Origin of the sequence: Tsukamurella sp. M9C, assembly GCF_020169415.1 — a bacterium.
Lineage (GTDB): Bacteria > Actinomycetota > Actinomycetes > Mycobacteriales > Mycobacteriaceae > Tsukamurella.
This window is the reverse complement of record NZ_JAIULG010000001.1, coordinates 43,153-60,566: the sequence shown is the minus strand read 5'-3', so window position 1 is coordinate 60,566 and position 17,414 is coordinate 43,153. Positions and strand designations below refer to the sequence as shown.

The 17,414-nt window shown below is 71.3% G+C and carries 15 protein-coding genes; 10 read left to right on the top strand and 5 right to left on the bottom strand.

The window, feature by feature from the left end:
* Window positions 1–68 precede the first annotated feature (68 nt).
* From recF to dnaN, 3 genes are read right to left on the bottom strand one after another with little or no spacing between them, the layout of a single operon-like run.
* Entirely contained in the window at window positions 69–1,271 is a 1,203-nt protein-coding gene (gene recF / locus LB823_RS00255; protein ID WP_224644772.1) for a DNA replication/repair protein RecF, read from the bottom strand.
* Window positions 1,272–1,289: 18 nt separating this feature from the next.
* Window positions 1,290–2,174 (bottom strand): phosphogluconate dehydrogenase (NAD(+)-dependent, decarboxylating), encoded by an 885-nt coding sequence (gene gnd / locus LB823_RS00250; RefSeq protein ID WP_224644771.1) that lies wholly within the window; start codon window positions 2,172–2,174, stop codon window positions 1,290–1,292.
* 37 nt (window positions 2,175–2,211) lie between these two features.
* A complete protein-coding gene (gene dnaN, locus LB823_RS00245; RefSeq protein WP_224644770.1) occupies window positions 2,212–3,375 on the bottom strand; it encodes a DNA polymerase III subunit beta in 1,164 nt (387 codons plus the stop codon).
* Window positions 3,376–3,831: 456 nt separating this feature from the next.
* Here dnaN and LB823_RS00240 point away from each other — a divergent pair, with 456 nt between their 5' ends.
* On the top strand, window positions 3,832–4,713 hold the full coding sequence (locus LB823_RS00240; protein ID WP_224644769.1) for a hypothetical protein: 882 nt from the start codon (window positions 3,832–3,834) through the stop codon (window positions 4,711–4,713).
* A 62-nt stretch (window positions 4,714–4,775) separates the two neighbouring features.
* Here LB823_RS00240 and dnaA read toward each other — a convergent pair whose 3' ends face one another.
* Window positions 4,776–6,269 carry a chromosomal replication initiator protein DnaA gene (gene dnaA / locus LB823_RS00235; protein WP_224644768.1) on the bottom strand — a complete coding sequence of 498 codons (1,494 nt, stop codon included), beginning with the start codon at window positions 6,267–6,269 and terminating at the stop codon, window positions 4,776–4,778.
* Between the two features lie 643 nt (window positions 6,270–6,912).
* Between dnaA and rpmH the strand changes: the two genes are divergently transcribed.
* The 9 genes from rpmH to LB823_RS00190 all read left to right on the top strand — a co-directional run bounded on the left by rpmH (window position 6,913) and on the right by LB823_RS00190 (window position 16,137).
* Window positions 6,913–7,056, top strand: coding sequence for a 50S ribosomal protein L34 (gene rpmH / locus LB823_RS00230; RefSeq protein ID WP_224644767.1), 144 nt, complete (start codon window positions 6,913–6,915; stop codon window positions 7,054–7,056).
* 110 nt (window positions 7,057–7,166) lie between these two features.
* Entirely contained in the window at window positions 7,167–7,547 is a 381-nt protein-coding gene (gene rnpA, locus LB823_RS00225) for a ribonuclease P protein component (RefSeq protein ID WP_374201258.1), read from the top strand.
* On the top strand, window positions 7,544–7,804 hold the full coding sequence (gene yidD, locus LB823_RS00220) for a membrane protein insertion efficiency factor YidD (RefSeq protein WP_224644766.1): 261 nt from the start codon (window positions 7,544–7,546) through the stop codon (window positions 7,802–7,804). Before rnpA ends, yidD begins: the two co-directional genes overlap by 4 nt.
* Window positions 7,805–7,911: 107 nt before the next feature.
* Window positions 7,912–9,051, top strand: coding sequence for a membrane protein insertase YidC (gene yidC / locus LB823_RS00215; protein WP_224644765.1), 1,140 nt, complete (start codon window positions 7,912–7,914; stop codon window positions 9,049–9,051).
* Window positions 9,052–9,097: 46 nt separating this feature from the next.
* Window positions 9,098–9,661 (top strand): R3H domain-containing nucleic acid-binding protein, encoded by a 564-nt coding sequence (locus tag LB823_RS00210; RefSeq protein ID WP_224644764.1) that lies wholly within the window; start codon window positions 9,098–9,100, stop codon window positions 9,659–9,661.
* A 163-nt stretch (window positions 9,662–9,824) separates the two neighbouring features.
* The gene (gene rsmG, locus LB823_RS00205; RefSeq protein WP_224644946.1) at window positions 9,825–10,496 is read left to right on the top strand and encodes a 16S rRNA (guanine(527)-N(7))-methyltransferase RsmG; all 672 of its coding nucleotides are present in this window, start codon (window positions 9,825–9,827) and stop codon (window positions 10,494–10,496) included.
* 2,969 nt (window positions 10,497–13,465) lie between these two features.
* On the top strand, window positions 13,466–14,380 hold the full coding sequence (locus tag LB823_RS00200; RefSeq protein ID WP_224644763.1) for a ParA family protein: 915 nt from the start codon (window positions 13,466–13,468) through the stop codon (window positions 14,378–14,380).
* A gap of 2 nt (window positions 14,381–14,382) precedes the next feature.
* A complete protein-coding gene (locus tag LB823_RS00195) occupies window positions 14,383–15,408 on the top strand; it encodes a ParB/RepB/Spo0J family partition protein (RefSeq protein ID WP_224644762.1) in 1,026 nt (341 codons plus the stop codon).
* A gap of 6 nt (window positions 15,409–15,414) precedes the next feature.
* Entirely contained in the window at window positions 15,415–16,137 is a 723-nt protein-coding gene (locus LB823_RS00190) for an acetyltransferase (protein ID WP_224644761.1), read from the top strand.
* A 67-nt stretch (window positions 16,138–16,204) separates the two neighbouring features.
* Here LB823_RS00190 and LB823_RS00185 read toward each other — a convergent pair whose 3' ends face one another.
* Entirely contained in the window at window positions 16,205–17,398 is a 1,194-nt protein-coding gene (locus LB823_RS00185) for an N-acetylmuramoyl-L-alanine amidase (protein ID WP_224644760.1), read from the bottom strand.
* Window positions 17,399–17,414 lie beyond the last annotated feature (16 nt).

The following is a 17,414-nucleotide window of genomic DNA, read 5'->3' as shown; positions in this document are numbered from 1 at the left end:
CGCTGACACGCCGTTATCAATAATCATTCCCATTTGGGCCGAACAGTGGCACTGTACGCGGCAGGGGTCTACACCGCAGAAGACGGCCCCGGAGCGCCGGATTCCGCCTCGGCCAGCCGGGAGACGCGGGCGTCGGCCGGCCCGTCGACGGTGACCTGGAAGGTGGCGGCCCGCAGCGCGGGCGGCAGGTCCTCCGGGACCGCGGCGGTGACGATCACCTGTTCCGTGTCGGCGGCCACCTCGGCCAGAGCGGTGCGCCGCTTCGCGTCGAGCTCGGCGAAGACGTCGTCGAGCAGGAGCACCGGCTCGGAACCGCCGGCGCGCAGCAGCTCCAGCGAGGCGAGCCGCAGCGCCAGCGCGTACGACCAGGACTCGCCGTGGGAGGCGAAGCCCTTCGCCGGCTCGTTCCCGAGCCGTAGGTCGAGGTCGTCGCGGTGCGGTCCGACGAGGCACACGCCGCGCTCGATCTCGCGCTGCCGGGCCGCGGCGAGGCCGTCGAGCATCAGCCGCTCCAGCTCGGCCACGGACGCGGCGGACGGGTCACCGTCGAAGTCCTCGAACAGCGAGCTCGTGTACGCGACGGTGGCGGCCCGCGAGTGCGGCGCCAGCGAGGCGTACGCCACGGTGAGGTGCGGCGCCAGCGACGCCACCACCTCCAGCCGGGCCGCGAGCACCTCGGCACCGAACCGGGCCAGCTGCGCGTCCCAGACGTCGAGCGTCGACAGCATGGAGTCGGCGTCGGGGCCGCCGCGCCGGGCCGCCGCGTACGCCGTCTTGAGGAGGGCGTTGCGCTGCTTGAGAACCCGCTCGTAGTCGGCCTTCTCCGCGGCGATGCGGGGCGTGCGGAGGATCGCGAGATCGTCGAGGAAGCGGCGGCGGCCGCCGGGCTCGCCGCGCACCAGGGCCAGGTCCTCCGGCGCGAAGAGCACGGATTGCAGGATCCCCAGCAGCTCGCGGGGCCGGCGGCAGGGCGCGGTGTTGATCCGCGCCTTGTTGGCCCGGCCGGCGACGATGTCGATCTCCGCGGTGAGCTCACGACCCGCGTTGTGCACCGTCGCCGCGACGGACGCGCTGTCCGCGCCGACGCGGATGAGCGGCTGGTCCGTGGCGACGCGGTGCGAGCCCAGCGTCGCGAGGTAGTTCAGGGCCTCGACGAGGTTGGTCTTACCGAAGCCGTTGCGGCCCACGAAGACGCTGACGCCCGGCTCCAGGTCGACGGTGACGTCGTCCCAGGACCGGAAGTCGTGCAGGGTGAGCCGGCGGACGTACAAAGGAGCAGTCGGCCCCGGTCAGTCCGCGCGCCGCACGGCGTGCCCGCCGAACTGGTTGCGCAGTGCGGACACCGCCTTCATGGTGTCCGAATCGTCCTGCCGCGACTGGAATCGCGCGAACAGGGCGGCGGCGATGACGGGCGCGGGCACCGAGTGGCGGATGGCCTCCTCGACGGTCCACCGGCCCTCGCCGGAATCCTCGGTGTAGCCGGTGATCTCCTGCAGGCCCGGGTCCTCCTCGAGGGCCTTGACCAACAGGTCGAGCAGCCAGGACCGCACGACGGTGCCCTTGCTCCAGGCCCGGAGCGTGCCGGCAACGTTCTCGATGAGCGGCTCCGCCTCGAGCAGGTCGTAGCCCTCGCCGTAGGCCTGCATCAGGCCGTACTCGATGCCGTTGTGGATCATCTTGGCGTAGTGACCCGCGCCGACGGGGCCGCTGTGCGCGAAGCCGTCCTCGCGCACGCCCTCCGGCCGCAGCGCGTCGAAGATCGGCAGGGCGCGCTCGACGTCGGCCTGCGAGCCGCCGACCATCAGGCCGTAGCCGTTCTCCAGCCCCCAGACACCGCCGGAGACGCCGCAGTCGAGGTAGCCGATCCCCTTGGTGGAGAGCAGTTCCGCGTTGACCTGGTCGTCGGTGTAGCGGGAGTTGCCGCCGTCGATCACCAGGTCGCCGGGCTCGAGGATGTCTGCCAGCTTGCGCACCGTCTCGCGGGTGATGTCGCCGGCGGGCACCATCACCCAGAGGGTGCGGGGCGCGGCGAGGGACTCCGCGAGCGCCTCCAGCGAGGGCACGTCGGTGACCTCCGGGCGAGGGTCGTAGCCGATCACCTCGTGGCCGGCGTTGCGGATGCGCTGGCGCATGTTCGCGCCCATCTTGCCCAGACCGATCAGACCCAACTGCATGTTCGCGGCACCCTTCCGTGCGGAGACGACGGTTCGATCAGCCGGGCAGGCGCACCGGCATGAGCAGGTACGTGTACGGGCTCTGGGGCGCGGGGAACGCGCCGGAGTCGTCCGGCTGGTAGCCATTCTCCTCCGCGGGGCGCAGCACCGCAGGCCGACTGGGCGTGGTGAAGCCGAAGGTCACCGACTCGGTGTGGATCGCGGCCAGGCCGTCCAGCAGGTATCCCGGGTTGAAGGCGATGGTGAGCGCCTCGCCCTGGAAGTCGGCGGGCAGTTCCTCCTCGGCCTTGCCGGCGTCGTCGCCGCCGGCCGAGAGGCGCAGCGAGCCGTCGGCGAACTCCATCCGGACCTGCGCGCCGCGGTCGGCGACGAGGGCCACGCGCTTGATGGCCTCGAGCAGCGGCGCGATCTCCATCGTGGCGAGGGCGGTGTGCGACGCGGGCAGCAGCTGCCGGAACTTCGGGAAGTCCGCGTCCAGCAGCCGGGTGGTGGTGCGACGGTCCGCGCCGACCACGCCGAGCAGGCCGTCGGCGCCCACGGCCGAGCCGGCGCCCAGCGCGATGCCGACCTCCGGGTCGACGGCGAAGGTCTTCGCGGCCTCGGAGAGGGTCTTCGCCGGCACCAGGACCGCGGCCTTGACGTCGGACGAGGCGGGCTGCCAGTCGAACTCGCGGACCGCGAGCCGGAACCGGTCGGTGGCCGCGAGCACGACGCGCTCGCCCTCGATCTCGACCCGGATGCCGGTGAGCATCGGCAGCGTGTCGTCCTTGCCGGCGGCGATCGCGACCTGCGCGATCGCCTCGGCGAAGGTGCCGCGCTCGATGGCGCCTGTCTGCTGCGGCAGCTCGGGCAGCTGCGGGTAGTCCTCGACGGGCATCGTCGGCAGCGAGAACTTCGCGCTACCGCAGGTGATCGCGACGCGGGTGGTGTCGAGCTGCACGTCGACGGGCTTGTTCGGCAGCGCCTTCGTGATGTCCGCGAGCAGGCGGCCGGAGACGAGGGCCTGGCCCTCGTCGGCGACCTCGGCGCCGACGCGCACCTGCGCGGAGACCTCGTAGTCGAATCCCGACACGGTCAGGCCGTCGTCACCCGCGGTGAGCAGGACGCCGCCGAGCACCGGCACCGGTGGGCGCGAGGGCAGGCTGCGCGCCACCCACGCGACGGATTCGGCGAACTCCTCGTGCGGGACGCGAAACTTCATGCCGACGGGGCCTTTCGGTGGGGGTCGTTCGGGGACGGCGTGGCGGGCACGACCGTGAGGTCTTCGATGCTATAGGAGCCGGAGTGATCCGGTGGCGTTCAGGTGGCCGCTGGCGCGAACTACCGGTTCGGGCCGGCGGAGTCCGCCGGACCTTCACTGCGCCTCTTTTCAGAAGAAGTATCTAGGGAAGAAATATGTCATCGTCATAAGGCCTGTGGAGGATGTGGAAACTCGCCGTCCGCGCAGCGCGGGTGGCGTGTCGGGGTGTTGACGACGCGCCGCAGCGATTGTGGAACTACATCCGTGTGATTGGTGAGGAACGCCGCCTGTGGAAACCTGTGGATGAACTCTCCCCAGGTCACTCCTGGGATTTCGGGGATCTATCCACAGGCTGTGTGCAGTACTGGTGAGTAACTCACAGTTCTCCGGCCGCCGCCCGGCGCGTACGGTGTGACCATGGGATATCCGGATCCGCAGCGCCCGGGAGAGCACCCCGGCGGCCAGAACTACCCCGTCGGCCCCGCCGCGCAGAATGTGCCGACACCGACACGCGAATACGAGCGCCCCGGTGACGGACCGGTAGATCCGGGCGCACCGCAGGGCCCGCAGGCACCCGTCGGAGGCCCGGTGGGGCCCGCCGGGCCGGGGCCGCAGGAGCCGCCCACGCAGCAGTACGACGGTGGCTATCAGCTCGGCTACGCGCCGGGCGCGCCCGGCGCGTACGGGGATCAGTACGGCCAGTACGGCGCGCAGCCGCCGCAGGGTCCTCCCCCGGGCCCCGGCGGCCCGGGCGGTGGTTCGGGCGGCGACGGTGACGGCTCGGGCGGCAACCGGAAGCTGCTGTGGATCGCCGCGGCGGCGGTGGCCTTCGCGCTCGTTCTCGCGGTGATCGTCGCGCTCGTGGCGACCAGCGGCGGCCCGTCGAACACGACGGCCTCGTCCGAGACGCCGACCGCTCCCCCGACCACGACCACCACGAGCACCAAGCCCGGCGGCATCACGCTGCCCAGCGGCGTCCCGTCGGGCATCTCGATCCCGCCCATCTTCGGCGGCGGCTCGAGCACGGGGCCCGACGCCCGTCAGTGGCGGGTGGAGGTCACGGGCAGCGGCTCGGCGCAGCTCGTCACGGTGGGCGTGCCGGATACGGGTCTCTTCGGTACGCAGCCGCTCCCGTGGTCGAAGGCGTTCACCTCGGACGCGCCGCTGGTCACGGTGACGGTCCTCGGTTACACCGGCGACGTCGGCTGCTCGATCACCCGCAACGGCAAGGTCGTCTCCGAGGAGAGCAGTACCGACGGCTCGGGCGGACCGCTGATCTGCACGGCGGGTCGTTCGTAGGCGCGCCGCCGATGTGATCGCGGGTCGGGCGCCGACGGGCGCCGGCCCGCGGTGGCGTTCGACTACTGGCTGCGGCGCTTGATGCGCGTGGTGAGTTCCTGCACCTGGTCGTAGACCCGGCGCCGCTCCGGCATCTCCTTGCGGATCTTCCGCTCGGCGTACATGACCGTGGTGTGGTCGCGGTCGAAGATCTGCCCGATCTTCGGCAGCGAAAGCTCGGTCAGCTCGCGGCACAGGTACATGGCGATCTGCCGCGCGTGCGTCACGGCCCGCGCGCGCTCGATGCCCTTGAGGTCCGCGACCGAGATCTCGAAGTACTCCGCCACCACGGAAAGGATGGTGCTGGAGGAGATCTCGATGGTCGTGGTGTCGGGCACCAGGTCGCGGAGCACCATCTCGGCGAGCTCGTACGTCACGTCGGTCTGGGTCAGCGAGGCGAACGCCGTGACGCGGATCAGCGCGCCCTCGAGCTCGCGGATGTTCCGGTCGATGCGTGTCGCGATGAGCTCCAGCACGTCCGGCGGCACGTGGATCCGCTCCATCTGCGCCTTCTTGAGCAGGATCGCCATGCGGATCTCCAGCTCGGGCGGCTGGACGTCGGTGATCAGGCCCCACTCGAACCGCGTGCGCAGCCGGTCCTCCAGTGTCGCCAGCTGTTTCGGCGGGCGGTCGGAGGAGACCACGATCTGCTTGTTCGCGTTGTGCAGGGTGTTGAAGGTGTGGAAGAACTCCTCCTGGATACCCAGCTTCCCCTCGAGGAACTGGATGTCGTCGACCAGGAGGATGTCCACGTCGCGGTACCGCTGCTTGAACTGGACCTGCCGGTCGTCCTTGAGCGAGTTGATGAAGTCGTTCGTGAACTCCTCCGTGGACACGTACTTCACGCGCATCCCGGGGAACAGGCGGCGGGCGTAGTGGCCGGCGGCGTGCAGCAGGTGGGTCTTGCCGAGCCCGGACTCGCCCCAGATGAAGAGGGGGTTGTACGCACGGGCCGGGGCCTCGGCGACGGCGAAGGCGGCGGCGTGCGCGAACCGGTTCGAGGCGCCGATGACGAAGGTCTCGAAGGTGTACTTCTGGTTCAGGCTCGAGCCGGACGATCCGGTCATCGCCGTGCCGTTGGTCGCCGGGCCCGTCATCGGCGGGGGCAGGTGGACCGACGGTGACGGTGCGCCGGGCGCCCCCGCCGCGATCTCACTGACGGGAACGGTGAGGTCCGCCGTACTCGGGCCGGAGGGGCCCTCGTCCACCGCGACTGCGACGGGGGCGGGCGGCGCGGCCGGCGGCGTGGCGTCGGGCGAGATGCGCACGCCGAGCTCCACGTCCTGCCCCAGCCGGGTCGAGAGCGCCGCCACGAGCGGCTCGCGGAGGCTGCGCTCGATCGCGTCCTTCATGAGCTGGGAGGGCACCGCCACGAGCGCGAAGCCCTCGGTCAGGGTCAGCGGCTGGACCAGCTTGAGCCAGGCCTTCTCCTGCTTGGTGAGGGTGCGGTCGGTGTTGTCTCCGCAGAGTTCGTCGACCACGGCGGTCCACGTCTCGATCAGCGGATCGACGGTCATCAGGTCCTCCACACCGGGTTTGAAAGCCTTCGGTCTCCGGCTTCCGACCGGCGTTCTCGTTCGCACGTTCACACGTTCCATGTCGGGCTGTGCATAACAGCACCCCGCCCGACCTGCGGATGAACTGTACTCCACAGGTTCATCCACAGGTGTGGAGGACTGCGGGTACAGGTGTTGTCAGCCGTTGGCTTCGGCTGGGAACGACGAGGTCGTAGAACTGCGGGTCAGTGCTCCGGTCGAACCGGATTACGGTGCAGCACCGAGCCCGCTACACGCCCGGTGCCCTTCGGCCCGAAGCTGCCGTGCTCGGGGTCCACGGGGTGCCGCGGCCGTGCTCAGCAATCGCATTCGGCAAAGTTAACAGAGTGGAGCGCGGTCCTCAACACAACGCACATTCCCGCAGGATGCGGTGGGATGTCGGAGGCGCTCGGCGTGTCGCCGCGGACGGATTGTGAGGCTCGTCACGCCGTCCCGCGTGCCTCGGTTTGACCTTGTCAGTGGGGATAAGTAGTCTTGACCGGTCTGTGCGCACACCGATTCCTCGGGCGAGTTCGACCTCAAGTCGAGCTTCACGTGCCGCCGAAGATTTCCGTCCACCGAACGGCGGCGCATGAGCGCCGCCCATTGAACAAGGAGTGTCACCGTGGCCAAGGGCAAGCGGACGTTCCAGCCGAACAACCGTCGCCGCGCGCGGGTGCACGGCTTCCGTCTCCGTATGCGCACCCGTGCCGGGCGCGCGATCGTCGCTTCGCGTCGGACCAAGGGCCGCGCGAAGCTGACGGCCTGATTTCCCCTCTCGCGTAGCGCCACCGCGTACCGGTCCGCCCGGTCGCGGTGGCGCTGCTGCAAAGGCGATGGAGAAGGCAGACCACTGACGTGCTACCCGCCCGCTACCGCATGAGTTCGTCGCGCGACTTCGCCGCGGCGGTCAAAGGCGGTAGGCGTGTGGGCCGCCGCTCCATCGTGGTGCACGTGGCGACATCGACGAAGACGAGCCCGGTCCCCGCTTCCGAGGGGGGACCGGGCCTCGTCGTGTCCACGGACGATCCGGTGACGCCGGCGCCGAGGGTGGGCCTGGTCGTCTCGAAAGCCGTGGGCAACGCGGTGATTCGGCATTCCGTCGCGCGCCGGCTGCGCGCCGCCGCCGCCTCCGTGGCCGGCGAGCTGGACGACGGGGCCCTCGTCGTGATCCGCGCGCTGCGTGCTGCGGCGGACGACGACGCGAACGAGCTGACCGCACAACTGCGTTCGGGCCTGACGAAGCTGGGTGCGCTGTGACCGCGGCCCCACGTACGAGCGCCGGGAGCACGCTGCGCGCTGTGCCCCGGCGGGCATTGATCTCTCTGGTGCAGCTGTACCGGACATGGATCTCCCCCGTGCGGCCGCCGACGTGCCGATTCACTCCCACCTGCAGCGAGTATGCGGTGGAGGCGCTTTCGGCGCACGGCGCCGTCAAGGGCGTGTACCTCAGTACCATTCGCCTGCTCAAGTGCGGGCCGTGGCACCGCGGCGGTTGGGACCCCGTCCCGGAATAGCCGCCGCCGCCAGCGGCTTCCACCCCCCGATGCGCGAATCACCGCGCCCACGAACCTGTTCGAAATAGATCGGCAAGGAGCACAGCCCCGTGTCAAGTTTCAATCCGATGTCCTTGGACTACGTGTACTACCCGGTGTCGGGCATCATGTGGGTCTGGCACAAGGTCTTCTCCATCGTGCCCGGCCTCGGCCCCGATAGCGGGATCACGTGGGCCCTCTCCGTGATCTTCCTGGTGCTCACCCTGCGCGCCATCCTGTACAAGCCCTTCGTCCGGCAGATCAAGACGACCAGGCAGATGCAGGAGTTCCAGCCGCAGATGCAGGCGCTGCGGAAGAAGTACGGCAAGGACCGGCAGAAGCTGGCCCTGGAGATGCAGAAGCTCCAGAAGGAGCACGGCTTCAACCCGCTGCTCGGCTGCCTCCCCGCGCTGTTGCAGGTGCCGGTGTTCATCGGCCTGTTCCACGTGCTGCGCTCGTTCAACCGGATGAGTGGCGGTACCGCGCAGATGTTCGGCTCGCCGGACATGAACGCGTACGAGACCCGGCACACGGCGAACTACTTCTTCTCCGCGACCGACGTGCAGAGCTTCCTCGATGCGCGCCTCTTCGGCGTGCCGCTGTCCTCGTACGTCCAGGAGCCCGTCGCGCAGTTCCAGGCCTTCATGCCCGTGGGTCCGGACCTCGCGTACATCGAGCCGAACTTCCAGAAGTGGTGGATCATCGCGCTCTCGGTGCCGCTGATGATCGTCGCGGCCCTCGCCACCCACTTCAACTCGCGCGCGTCGATCGCCCGCCAGCCCGTCGCCTCGCTGGACAACCCGCAGACGGCCATCATGAACCGCCTCATGCTGTGGGTCTTCCCCATCGGCGTCCTGGTCGGTGGCTTCTTCCTGCCCGTCGCCATCCTGATCTACTGGGTCACCCAGAACATCTGGACGTACTGCCAGCAGCACATCGTCTTCGGCAAGCTCGACAAGGAGGACGAGGAGAAGAAGCGGCTGGCACAGGAAAAGCGGGCCGAGAATGCCCCGAAGCCCGGTGCGAAGCCCAAGAAGGCCGGCACGGCGACGTCCCTCACCAAGGCCGCGGAGACGGTGTCCGACGACGCCGAGGACGCGGCGGAGGAGGCGGCACCGTCGAAGCCGACCCCCGGAGCCAAGCCGAAGCCCCAGCACCCCTCCGCCAATGCGCGGCAGCAGCAGCGCAACCAGCAGCAGCGCAATCGGAACAAGAAGCGCAAGCGCTGAGCGCGGCCCCACGAACCCCTGATGATCGAATTCCCAAGGAGTACCCATGCCTGACGACGTGACCGTCGAGGAGGAGCAGACCGTGACCGAGGCCATCGCCGAGGTCCCGGCCGAGAGCCCCGCCGACGAGAGCCCCGCGGACGAGGTCGACGAGCTGGTCGAGGAGGGCGAGATCGCCGCCGACTACCTCGAGCAGCTGCTCGACATCCTCGACTTCGACGGCGATATCGACCTCGACGTGGAGGGTGGCCGCGCCATCGTCGCGATCGACGGCGGCGAGGACCTGGCGAAGCTGGTCGGCCAGCGCGGCGAGGTGCTCGATGCCCTCCAGGAGCTGACCCGGCTCGCGGTGCAGCAGTCCACCGGTGACCGCAGCCGCTTGATGCTCGACGTCGCCGGGTGGCGCGCGGGCCGGCGCACCCGCCTCTCCGGCCTCGGCACCGAGATCGCGCAGCGGGTCGCGGAGTCCGGCGAGAAGGAGTCGCTCAAGCCGATGACGCCGTTCGAGCGCAAGATCGTCCACGACGCCGTCGCCAAGGTCGACGGTGTCCGCTCGGAGAGCGAGGGCGCGGAGCCGAACCGTCGCGTCGTGGTGCTGCCCAGCGCCTAGACTGGACGTAGGTGAACGATGGGTCCCGGGCCGTGCGCCTGGGGCCCATCGTCGTTTCCGGGCACGGATAGCCCGAAACTGGTGTGTGCGATTGTTACAAGAGAGGTTTCACGTGGAACGGCGCGACGAGGTGGCGGAGAACCCCGCCGACGACGAGGCGAGTGTGGACGCGCTGCCCCCCGCTCCCCCGGTCGCGCGGGAGGTCTTCGGCGATCGCCTCGGGCTCGCCGAGGAGTACGCCCGGGTGCTCGCGACCGACGGCGTCGTCCGCGGGCTGATCGGCCCGCGTGAGGTTCCGCGGCTCTGGGAGCGGCACGTGCTGAACTGCGCCGTGCTCGGCGAGCTGCTCGAGGCCGGCGAGACCCTCGTCGACATCGGGAGCGGCGCCGGCCTGCCCGGCGTGCCGGTGGCGATCGCCCGGCCGGACGTCGAGGTGATCCTCGTGGAGCCGCTGCTGCGCCGCGCCGTGTTCCTCGAGGAGTTCTGCGGGCCGCGGCTGCCGAACGTCCGCGTGGTCCGAGGTCGCGCCGAGGAGCGCTCCGTCGTCGAGGCGGTCGGCGGTGCGGACGCGGTGACGTCGCGCGCGGTGTCCGGCTTCCCCAAGCTAGCCCCGTGGTCCGCTCCCCTGCTCCGCGACGGCGGGCGGCTGCTCGCGCTCAAGGGCTCGCGCGCGGCGGAGGAGATCGAGGAGCACGGCGCGATCCTGACGAAGGCGGGTCTGCGCGATCCGGAGGTCGTGTTGTGCGGCGTCGGCATCGTCGATCCCGCGACCACCGTGGTGCGTGCCGTCCGTCGCGCGCCGGTGAAGAAGAAGCGTGCCAAGGCTCGACGCTAGCCCGAAACCGGACATTTACGGCGCGGTTTTCGCGCACCCGACCACCCACGGGCTGTTTCGACACGTGACACCAGCCGGATTCTGACGGCCCCACAGCGCGTCCCTCGGTGGCCTATTTGGCACGATCGTACGAGAAAATCGCCGTGGGACGATCGGCCGCGATGGGATCTGCGTCCTTTCACCCCCACTCCCCCGACACCGAGGTCACCGGTCTCGGCGCGAGTCCCCGCCGCGGGCGGGCCGGCGCCGGCTCCCCGTGAACCGCGACGGTGAGCCCGCGGCCGCTCGGGATCGGCCGGCCCGGTCGCGCCGCCGGGCCATCACCTGACCGTCTGACGGAGCGTCGAGCGGGCTCGTTCGTCGGCGAGCTGAGCCTCGATCCGGAGGCCCAGGCGGAGTTGAATGAGGGCGCGTCCGAGCACCGTCGGCTGTCATTCGCCGAGGGCGAGTCACTCGGGCGGCGTGCGACCGGAGAGGCTGCCGGGCGCCCGGGACCCTGCGGACGAGTCATCGGGTGCCCCGTCCTCGGTTCGGGAGTGGACGACTCGGGAGCCCGGCCGGGTCGGGGCCGCCGCAGCGGGCGCGTGAGTCCAGCGCCGAGACGGGATCTCCGGACAGTGACCGGACAGTGATCTCGACCCATCCCATCGGTCCGGCGGAGAAGCGCTGGTGCGCCGAGCGGCTCGAAGCGGAGCGCGTGCGGCGCCGTCCGCCGGGAGCCGCTCGCCCGATCGTCTCTCTCTGGGGGCGGGCCGCCCTGCCCCCGCGGTGAGTCGCCGCCTCGTTGGCGACGGCGGAGCCGGCGGTACTCGGGGTAGGCACGCCGCGTAGGGAGCGATCGGAACCGGGGTGCGGGCGGCGTGCAGCGGACGGCGCGGCGCAGCGCGAGGCGGCGCTGGGCGGTCCTGGGCGCGGCGGCGGACTCGTGCGGCGGGTAGGGCTGCTCCTTCCCCTGCCGATTTCGCCTGCCGACCGGGGGCGAGCCACAGAGTCCCTGGAATCGGCTGCGACGGCGGTCCAGGGTGAGACTTGCACGGCCCGTCGTGCGGTCGTTCCCGAGCCCACGGCGAGGAGGGACGAGCCGGATGCACACGCCGTTCCCCAAGGGCTACTCCCCGAACCGGCGCGGGCGGCCGAACGTGGGAAGCGGGATAGCGCTGCGCCGCGGTCGGTGGGCTCACGCGGCGGTCCGAATGGGTCGCGGAGTGGAGTAGGCGCCTGGCCGGCCGGTCTGCCCAGGTGTTGATGGCGGCGCTGGGTCGGGCTCTGCGGGCGTCGACTGGACCGGCACGACCCACAAGAAGTCGGCGGGCGAGGAGTTGTCCCGACGAATGAACCGGGGCCGCGCTCGCGGCATTGGCCGGAGAGCTCGCACCGCGGATCACCGCGCACCGGAGCGATTCGCGACTCGCTGTGTTTCACGTGGAACGGCAGACCCGTCGGCGTCCTCGCGAGGAGACATGGCCGACATCCGGTCGTGTGTGCGTGAGCGGCGCAGACGCTCGCGCGGACGAGGGCGCGTTTCACGTGGAACCGCAGACCTGTCGGCATCGGGCCCGCGGGAGACGTGGCCGCTATGCGGTCGTGCATGTGGGAGCGTCGCAGATACTCGCGCGGACGAGGCGGCGTTTCACGTGGAACGGGCGGAGACATGGTTCGGCGGACCGGCGTCGGGGTGGGGTACCGCGGAAAGCGCGAAGCGGAACGGGATGGGACGCCGACGAGGGGACTCGCGGGAACGGAGGACGGTGCGACGTGTGACGAGAACCGACGGCTTTGTGGGTGGGGTGAGGGAAGGCCGGCGCATCGCGGGACGGTGGGACACGGCGACGGTGCGCCGTGTGCGAGCAGGCTCCGGTGCACGGATGGACGGGCGCATCGGCTCACGTGGAACAGGCTGCCGGTCGGCGTGGCGTAGGTGCGTGAACGGTCGCGCTGATTCCGGTGCCAGAACAGATGGGCGGGACGTTTCACGTGGAACGCTCCCGATGGCGCGGCGTCGTCTCGCCGCCGAGGCGATGAGCACGGAACGGGCGCCCGTAGAGCGCAGCATTCGTGTGGCCGGATCGCCTGCCCCGGCGAGCGCCGCAGTGAGGAACGGAGTGACGGGCGGGCGGCGAGACACGAAAACGAGAAGTAGCCGGCGAGGTGCTGACACGGACGTGCGACGGCGGCATGAAGACCGTCCCGAGCGACACCGGCGCGGAGCGCACCGACTCTGCCGACCAAGAGACCGCCCTCGAGCCGTGCGCGCGCCTTGGACACGCCACCGGGCGCTCCTGTCGCGACGCGAGGCGACGCCGCGGCGGCCTGCGGATCGCGGGCGATGGCCGACGGCACGAAGCACAGACCGATGCCGGCGCGGGGACTGGACGATCGGGAGCGCGCAGTCCGCGGCGTTGACTCCGCGGCACGGGGCCGATCGACGCCGCGGGGTAGCGCGACGTGGCCGACGATGGGCACACCGCCGCTCTTGCCGGCGCCGTTCCTGACGTCGCCGTGGCGTCTGTTTCACGTGGAACGTCGACACCGTGTCTCGACTCGGCGGCGACCGCGGCGGGCCGGTCTTCGTCGAAGTGACGTACGGGACCCCGTCACCGCGGACCGGCTGGGCGCTCGCGCCGTCAGCCGAAGGCGGCGGGACGACCGAGCGGCGGTACACGCCGCGACGGCACCGGCCGGCCCGCTCCCCCGGATATGACGACGACGCCGCCGCCGCGACAAGAATCCGCGTCGACGCGCCCGGCGGGGTCATCGGGATCAGGCGTGCCACGTCGCTGGCGCCGAGGTGCCGGACACAGCCGTGCCGGCACCGTCGGCGGAGGGACGTGCGTCGACGACGTGGCGACGTTTCACGTGGAACCCCCGCGTGGCGACGGGCCGCGGACGGAACGGGTCGTCCTCGCGGAGGCCGGGCTGACGCACCCTCGCGGAGAAACTAGGATGGGGTCAACAGCTGAGGAGAGCGCGTGACTGATCACGAATCCGGCTTCGACGTTTCACGTGGAACCACTGAAGATGACACCCCCATCGCCGCGGCCGCCCGCCGTGCCAGCCAGGTCCTGACTCCCGGGGCGGCGGGCACCCTGCCCAAGCCGTTGGAGCGCCGCGTCCTGACGATCGCCAACCAGAAGGGCGGCGTCGGCAAGACGACCACCGCGGTGAACCTCGCCGCCGCGCTCGCGCTGCAGGGGTTGCGCGTCCTCGTCGTCGACCTGGACCCGCAGGGCAATGCGAGCACGGCGCTCGGCGTCGACCACCGCTCGGGCGTCCCGTCGACCTACGAGCTCCTGCTCGGCGAGACGACGCTGGAGGAGGCGATGGCGCAGAGCCCGCACTCCCCCAATCTCTTCTGCGTGCCCGCGACGATCGACCTCGCCGGCGCCGAGATCGAGCTCGTCAGCATGGTGGCCCGTGAGACCCGGCTGAAGAACGCGCTCAGCGTCGCGGCGGCGGAGGACATCGACTACGTCTTCATCGACTGCCCGCCGTCGCTGGGTCTCCTCACGGTCAACGCGCTCGTCGCGGCGAAGGAGGTGCTCATCCCGATCCAGTGCGAGTACTACGCGCTCGAGGGCGTGGGGCAGCTGCTCCGCAACATCGAGCTCGTGCAGTCGCACCTGAACAAGGACCTCCACGTCTCGACCGTGCTCCTCACGATGTACGACGCGCGCACCAAGCTCGCCGACCAGGTGGCCGCCGAGGTGCGCAACCACTTCGGCGAGCGGGTGCTCGGCGCGACGATCCCGCGCAGCGTCAAGGTCTCGGAGGCGCCCGGCTACGGCACGACGGTCCTCGACTACGACCCGGGCTCCCGCGGTGCGATGAGTTACCTCGACGCGGGCCGCGAGCTCGCCTTCCGCGGCGCCGGGCAGGCGGTGTAGTCATGGCCGCGCAGAAGAAGGGCGGCCTCGGCCGCGGACTCGCCGCACTCATCCCCACCGGCCCCGAGGAGGGCCCCCGGCTCGGCAACGCCGCAGCCGACGTCATCATCGGTGCGCGGCCGGCGACCCCGGCCCCGGAGGACCCGCGCGAGCGGCCCGCGCGGCAGGCCCGGCCCGCGACGGAGGAGCCGGCACCGTCGGACCTCGCGGAGTCCGGCGCCGTGTACCGGGAGATCCCCCCGGCGGCGATCCAGCCGAACCCGCAGCAGCCCCGTTCGGTCTTCGACGAGGAGGGGCTCGCCGAGCTCGTCCATTCGATCCGCGAGTTCGGGCTCATGCAGCCGATCGTGGTTCGCCCGCTCCCCCGGCCGCAGGGCGAGCTGCGCTACCAGCTCGTCATGGGCGAGCGGCGCTGGCGCGCCAGCCAGGAGGCGGGCCTCGCCGCCATCCCCGCGATCGTGCGTGAGACCGCCGACGGCGACATGCTCCGCGACGCGCTCCTCGAGAACATCCACCGGGTGCAGCTCAACCCCCTCGAGGAGGCGGCCGCCTACGCGCAGCTGCTCGAGGAGTTCGGCGTCACCCACGACGAGCTCGCCACCCGCCTCGGGCGCTCGCGGCCCGTCGTCACCAACACCATCCGGCTGCTGCGGCTGCCCGTCGCCGTGCAGCGCCGCGTCGCCGCCGGGGTGCTCTCGGCCGGTCACGCCCGGGCGCTCCTCGCCCTGGAGGCCGGCGCCGAGGCGCAGGACCTCCTCGCCGCGCGGATCGTCGCCGAGGGCCTGTCGGTGCGGGCCACCGAGGAGGCGGTCACCCTCGCGAACCGCGGCGACGGCACCGTCGTACCCGCGGCGCCCAAGCGTCCGCAGCCGGCCGACCCGGGCCTGCGCGAGGTGGCCGACCGGATCGCCGATCGCCTCGACACCAAGGTCACCGTCTCCATGGGGAAGCGGAAGGGCAGGATCGTCGTGGAGGTCGGCTCCGTCGACGATCTCGAGCGCATCGTCACCCTGCTCGCCGAGAAGTGACGCGGCATGGCGCTGACGATCGTCCCCCTCACCCTGGGCGGCTTCGACGACCTGCCGCGGCACATCCGCCGCTGCGTCTACTGGGAGGTCGCGCCGGACGGTGAGACCCTCACCGACACCGAGTTCGACAAAGAGGCGTGGCTGTCGATGCTCATGCTGGAGTGGGGCTCCTGCGGGCAGGTCGCGATCGACCACGCCGTCGACGGCACCGAACGGGTGGTGGGCGTGGCCTTCTACGCGCCGCCCCGCAGCGTTCCCCGGGTCGCCGACTTCCCCACCGCCCCCGTCAGCCCCGACGCGGTCCTGCTCACCTGGGCCGGCGCCGAACCGGGCATGGACGTGCGCGTCAAAGAGGAGCTGGTGACCGCCGTGTGCACCGACCTGGTGCGCCGCGGCGTCCGCGCGGTGGAGGCCTTCGCCCTGCTCACCCCCGTCGGGATGTTGACGGAAGACGTTGTGGCGCAGATCAATTGCGGTCCGTGCGGGTGCAAGACCCCGCCCCTGACCGACGCCGACTTCCTGGAGCAGATGGGCTTCGAGACCGTCGCGCCGCACCACCGCTTCCCGCGGCTGCGCCTCGAACTGTCCGAGGGGCTGGGCTGGAAGGCGGGCGTCGAGCACGCCCTGGAGCAGCTGTTGGCCGCCGGCGCCGCCGAAGCGGCCCTCAGGACCGCGCTGGAGGGCACGGGGGACGCCGCGGCACCCGTGGGGAGGGCCGGGGAGCGCTGACGCCGCACGGGGCCGCTCAGGCCCCGACGGTGCGCTCCCCCGTGCCGGGCGCGCGGGCGGCGGACCGTCAGGCCCGGTTCTCGGCGTTCTCCTCGAGCTCGAGGAGCTCGGCGAAGGTGTAGGTGCCGGTGGGGCGGTCGTTCTCGCCCAGCAGGTACAGGCGCTTGACCGCCACGAGGATGGCCTCGGCGATGGTGTCGCGCATCTGCGGCGAGGCCAGGACGGCCGCGTCGTGCGGGTTGGTGGTGTAGCCGATGTCGATCTGCACCGTGGGCATCCGCGTCAGGCGCACGATGTCCCAGGTGCGGCCGTGGTAGTGGCAGTCCGTGAGCGGCGTCCGCGCGACGATCTCGCGCTGGATGAAGCCGGCCAGGTTGCGGCCGATGTTGGAGCTGGCGCCGTGCGTGTTGCCGAAGTGGAACGAGGCCACGCCGTGGGCGCGGTCGTTGCGGTAGTGCGCGGTGCGCAGCGCGATCATCATGTCGGCGTCGAAGGTGTTCGCCGTGTACGCGCGGGTGCTGTCGTCGGCGTCCATGCCGCGCGGGCGCGACAGGTAGGTCTCCATGCCGGCGGCGGCCATGCGGCCCTCGAGCCGCGAGCCCAGGTCCCAGAGGATCTCCTCCTCCGTGATGGGCCGGCCGTCGGGCCCGCGCACGGCGACGCCGCGGTCGGGGCCGCCCAGGCCCGGATCGATGACGATGCGCTTGCCCGACAGCCGCGGGCCGGAGCTGCGGACGTGCTCCTCCTCGCGGATGGCGTGCGGCGAGCCGCCCGTCACCCGGGAGCCGAGGAAGGTCAGCGAGCGCAGCGTGGCGGGCCCGCAGATGCCGTCCGCGACGAGGCCGAACTCGCGCTGGTAGGCCGAGAGGCCCAGGTGGGTCTGCGGGCCGAAGAGGCCGTCGATCATGCCGGCGTAGAAGCCGAGGTTCTGCAGGCGCGCCTGCAGGGCCGCCACGTCGTCGCCCGACGGGGGCGCGGAGGCGATGTAGCTCAGCGTGCGCGCGCCCAGCTGGTAGGTGGACTCGCGGAGCGCCCGGTACGTGGCGGGGCCTACGACACCGTCGACCAGCAGGCCGCGCTGCTGCTGGAAGGCGCGGGTGGCGCGGTCCAAGCGGCGGTCGAAGACGGCCTCTGGGACGGTCCACCCGCCGACCACCAGGTCGGTGGGGGCCACGTAGTCCCGGAGGAAGCCCTGGTCGGCGAGGATGCCGCGGATCTCCGCCACGGCGCCACCGTGATCACCGAGGCTGATGCGTGGCATGGAGGACCCTTCGGTA

What these genes read in the sequence shown, in the direction of transcription:
- gnd (WP_224644771.1), bottom strand. Translation starts at nt 2,174, where the DNA reads ATGCAGTTGGGTCTGATCGGTCTGGGCAAGATGGGCGCGAACATGCGC.
- dnaN (WP_224644770.1), bottom strand. Translation starts at nt 3,375, where the DNA reads ATGAAGTTTCGCGTCCCGCACGAGGAGTTCGCCGAATCCGTCGCGTGG.
- LB823_RS00240 (WP_224644769.1), top strand. Translation starts at nt 3,832, where the DNA reads ATGGGATATCCGGATCCGCAGCGCCCGGGAGAGCACCCCGGCGGCCAG.
- dnaA (WP_224644768.1), bottom strand. Translation starts at nt 6,269, where the DNA reads ATGACCGTCGATCCGCTGATCGAGACGTGGACCGCCGTGGTCGACGAA.
- rnpA (WP_374201258.1), top strand. Translation starts at nt 7,167, where the DNA reads ATGAGTTCGTCGCGCGACTTCGCCGCGGCGGTCAAAGGCGGTAGGCGT.
- yidC (WP_224644765.1), top strand. Translation starts at nt 7,912, where the DNA reads ATGTCCTTGGACTACGTGTACTACCCGGTGTCGGGCATCATGTGGGTC.
- LB823_RS00210 (WP_224644764.1), top strand. Translation starts at nt 9,098, where the DNA reads ATGCCTGACGACGTGACCGTCGAGGAGGAGCAGACCGTGACCGAGGCC.
- LB823_RS00195 (WP_224644762.1), top strand. Translation starts at nt 14,383, where the DNA reads ATGGCCGCGCAGAAGAAGGGCGGCCTCGGCCGCGGACTCGCCGCACTC.
- LB823_RS00190 (WP_224644761.1), top strand. Translation starts at nt 15,415, where the DNA reads ATGGCGCTGACGATCGTCCCCCTCACCCTGGGCGGCTTCGACGACCTG.
- LB823_RS00185 (WP_224644760.1), bottom strand. Translation starts at nt 17,398, where the DNA reads ATGCCACGCATCAGCCTCGGTGATCACGGTGGCGCCGTGGCGGAGATC.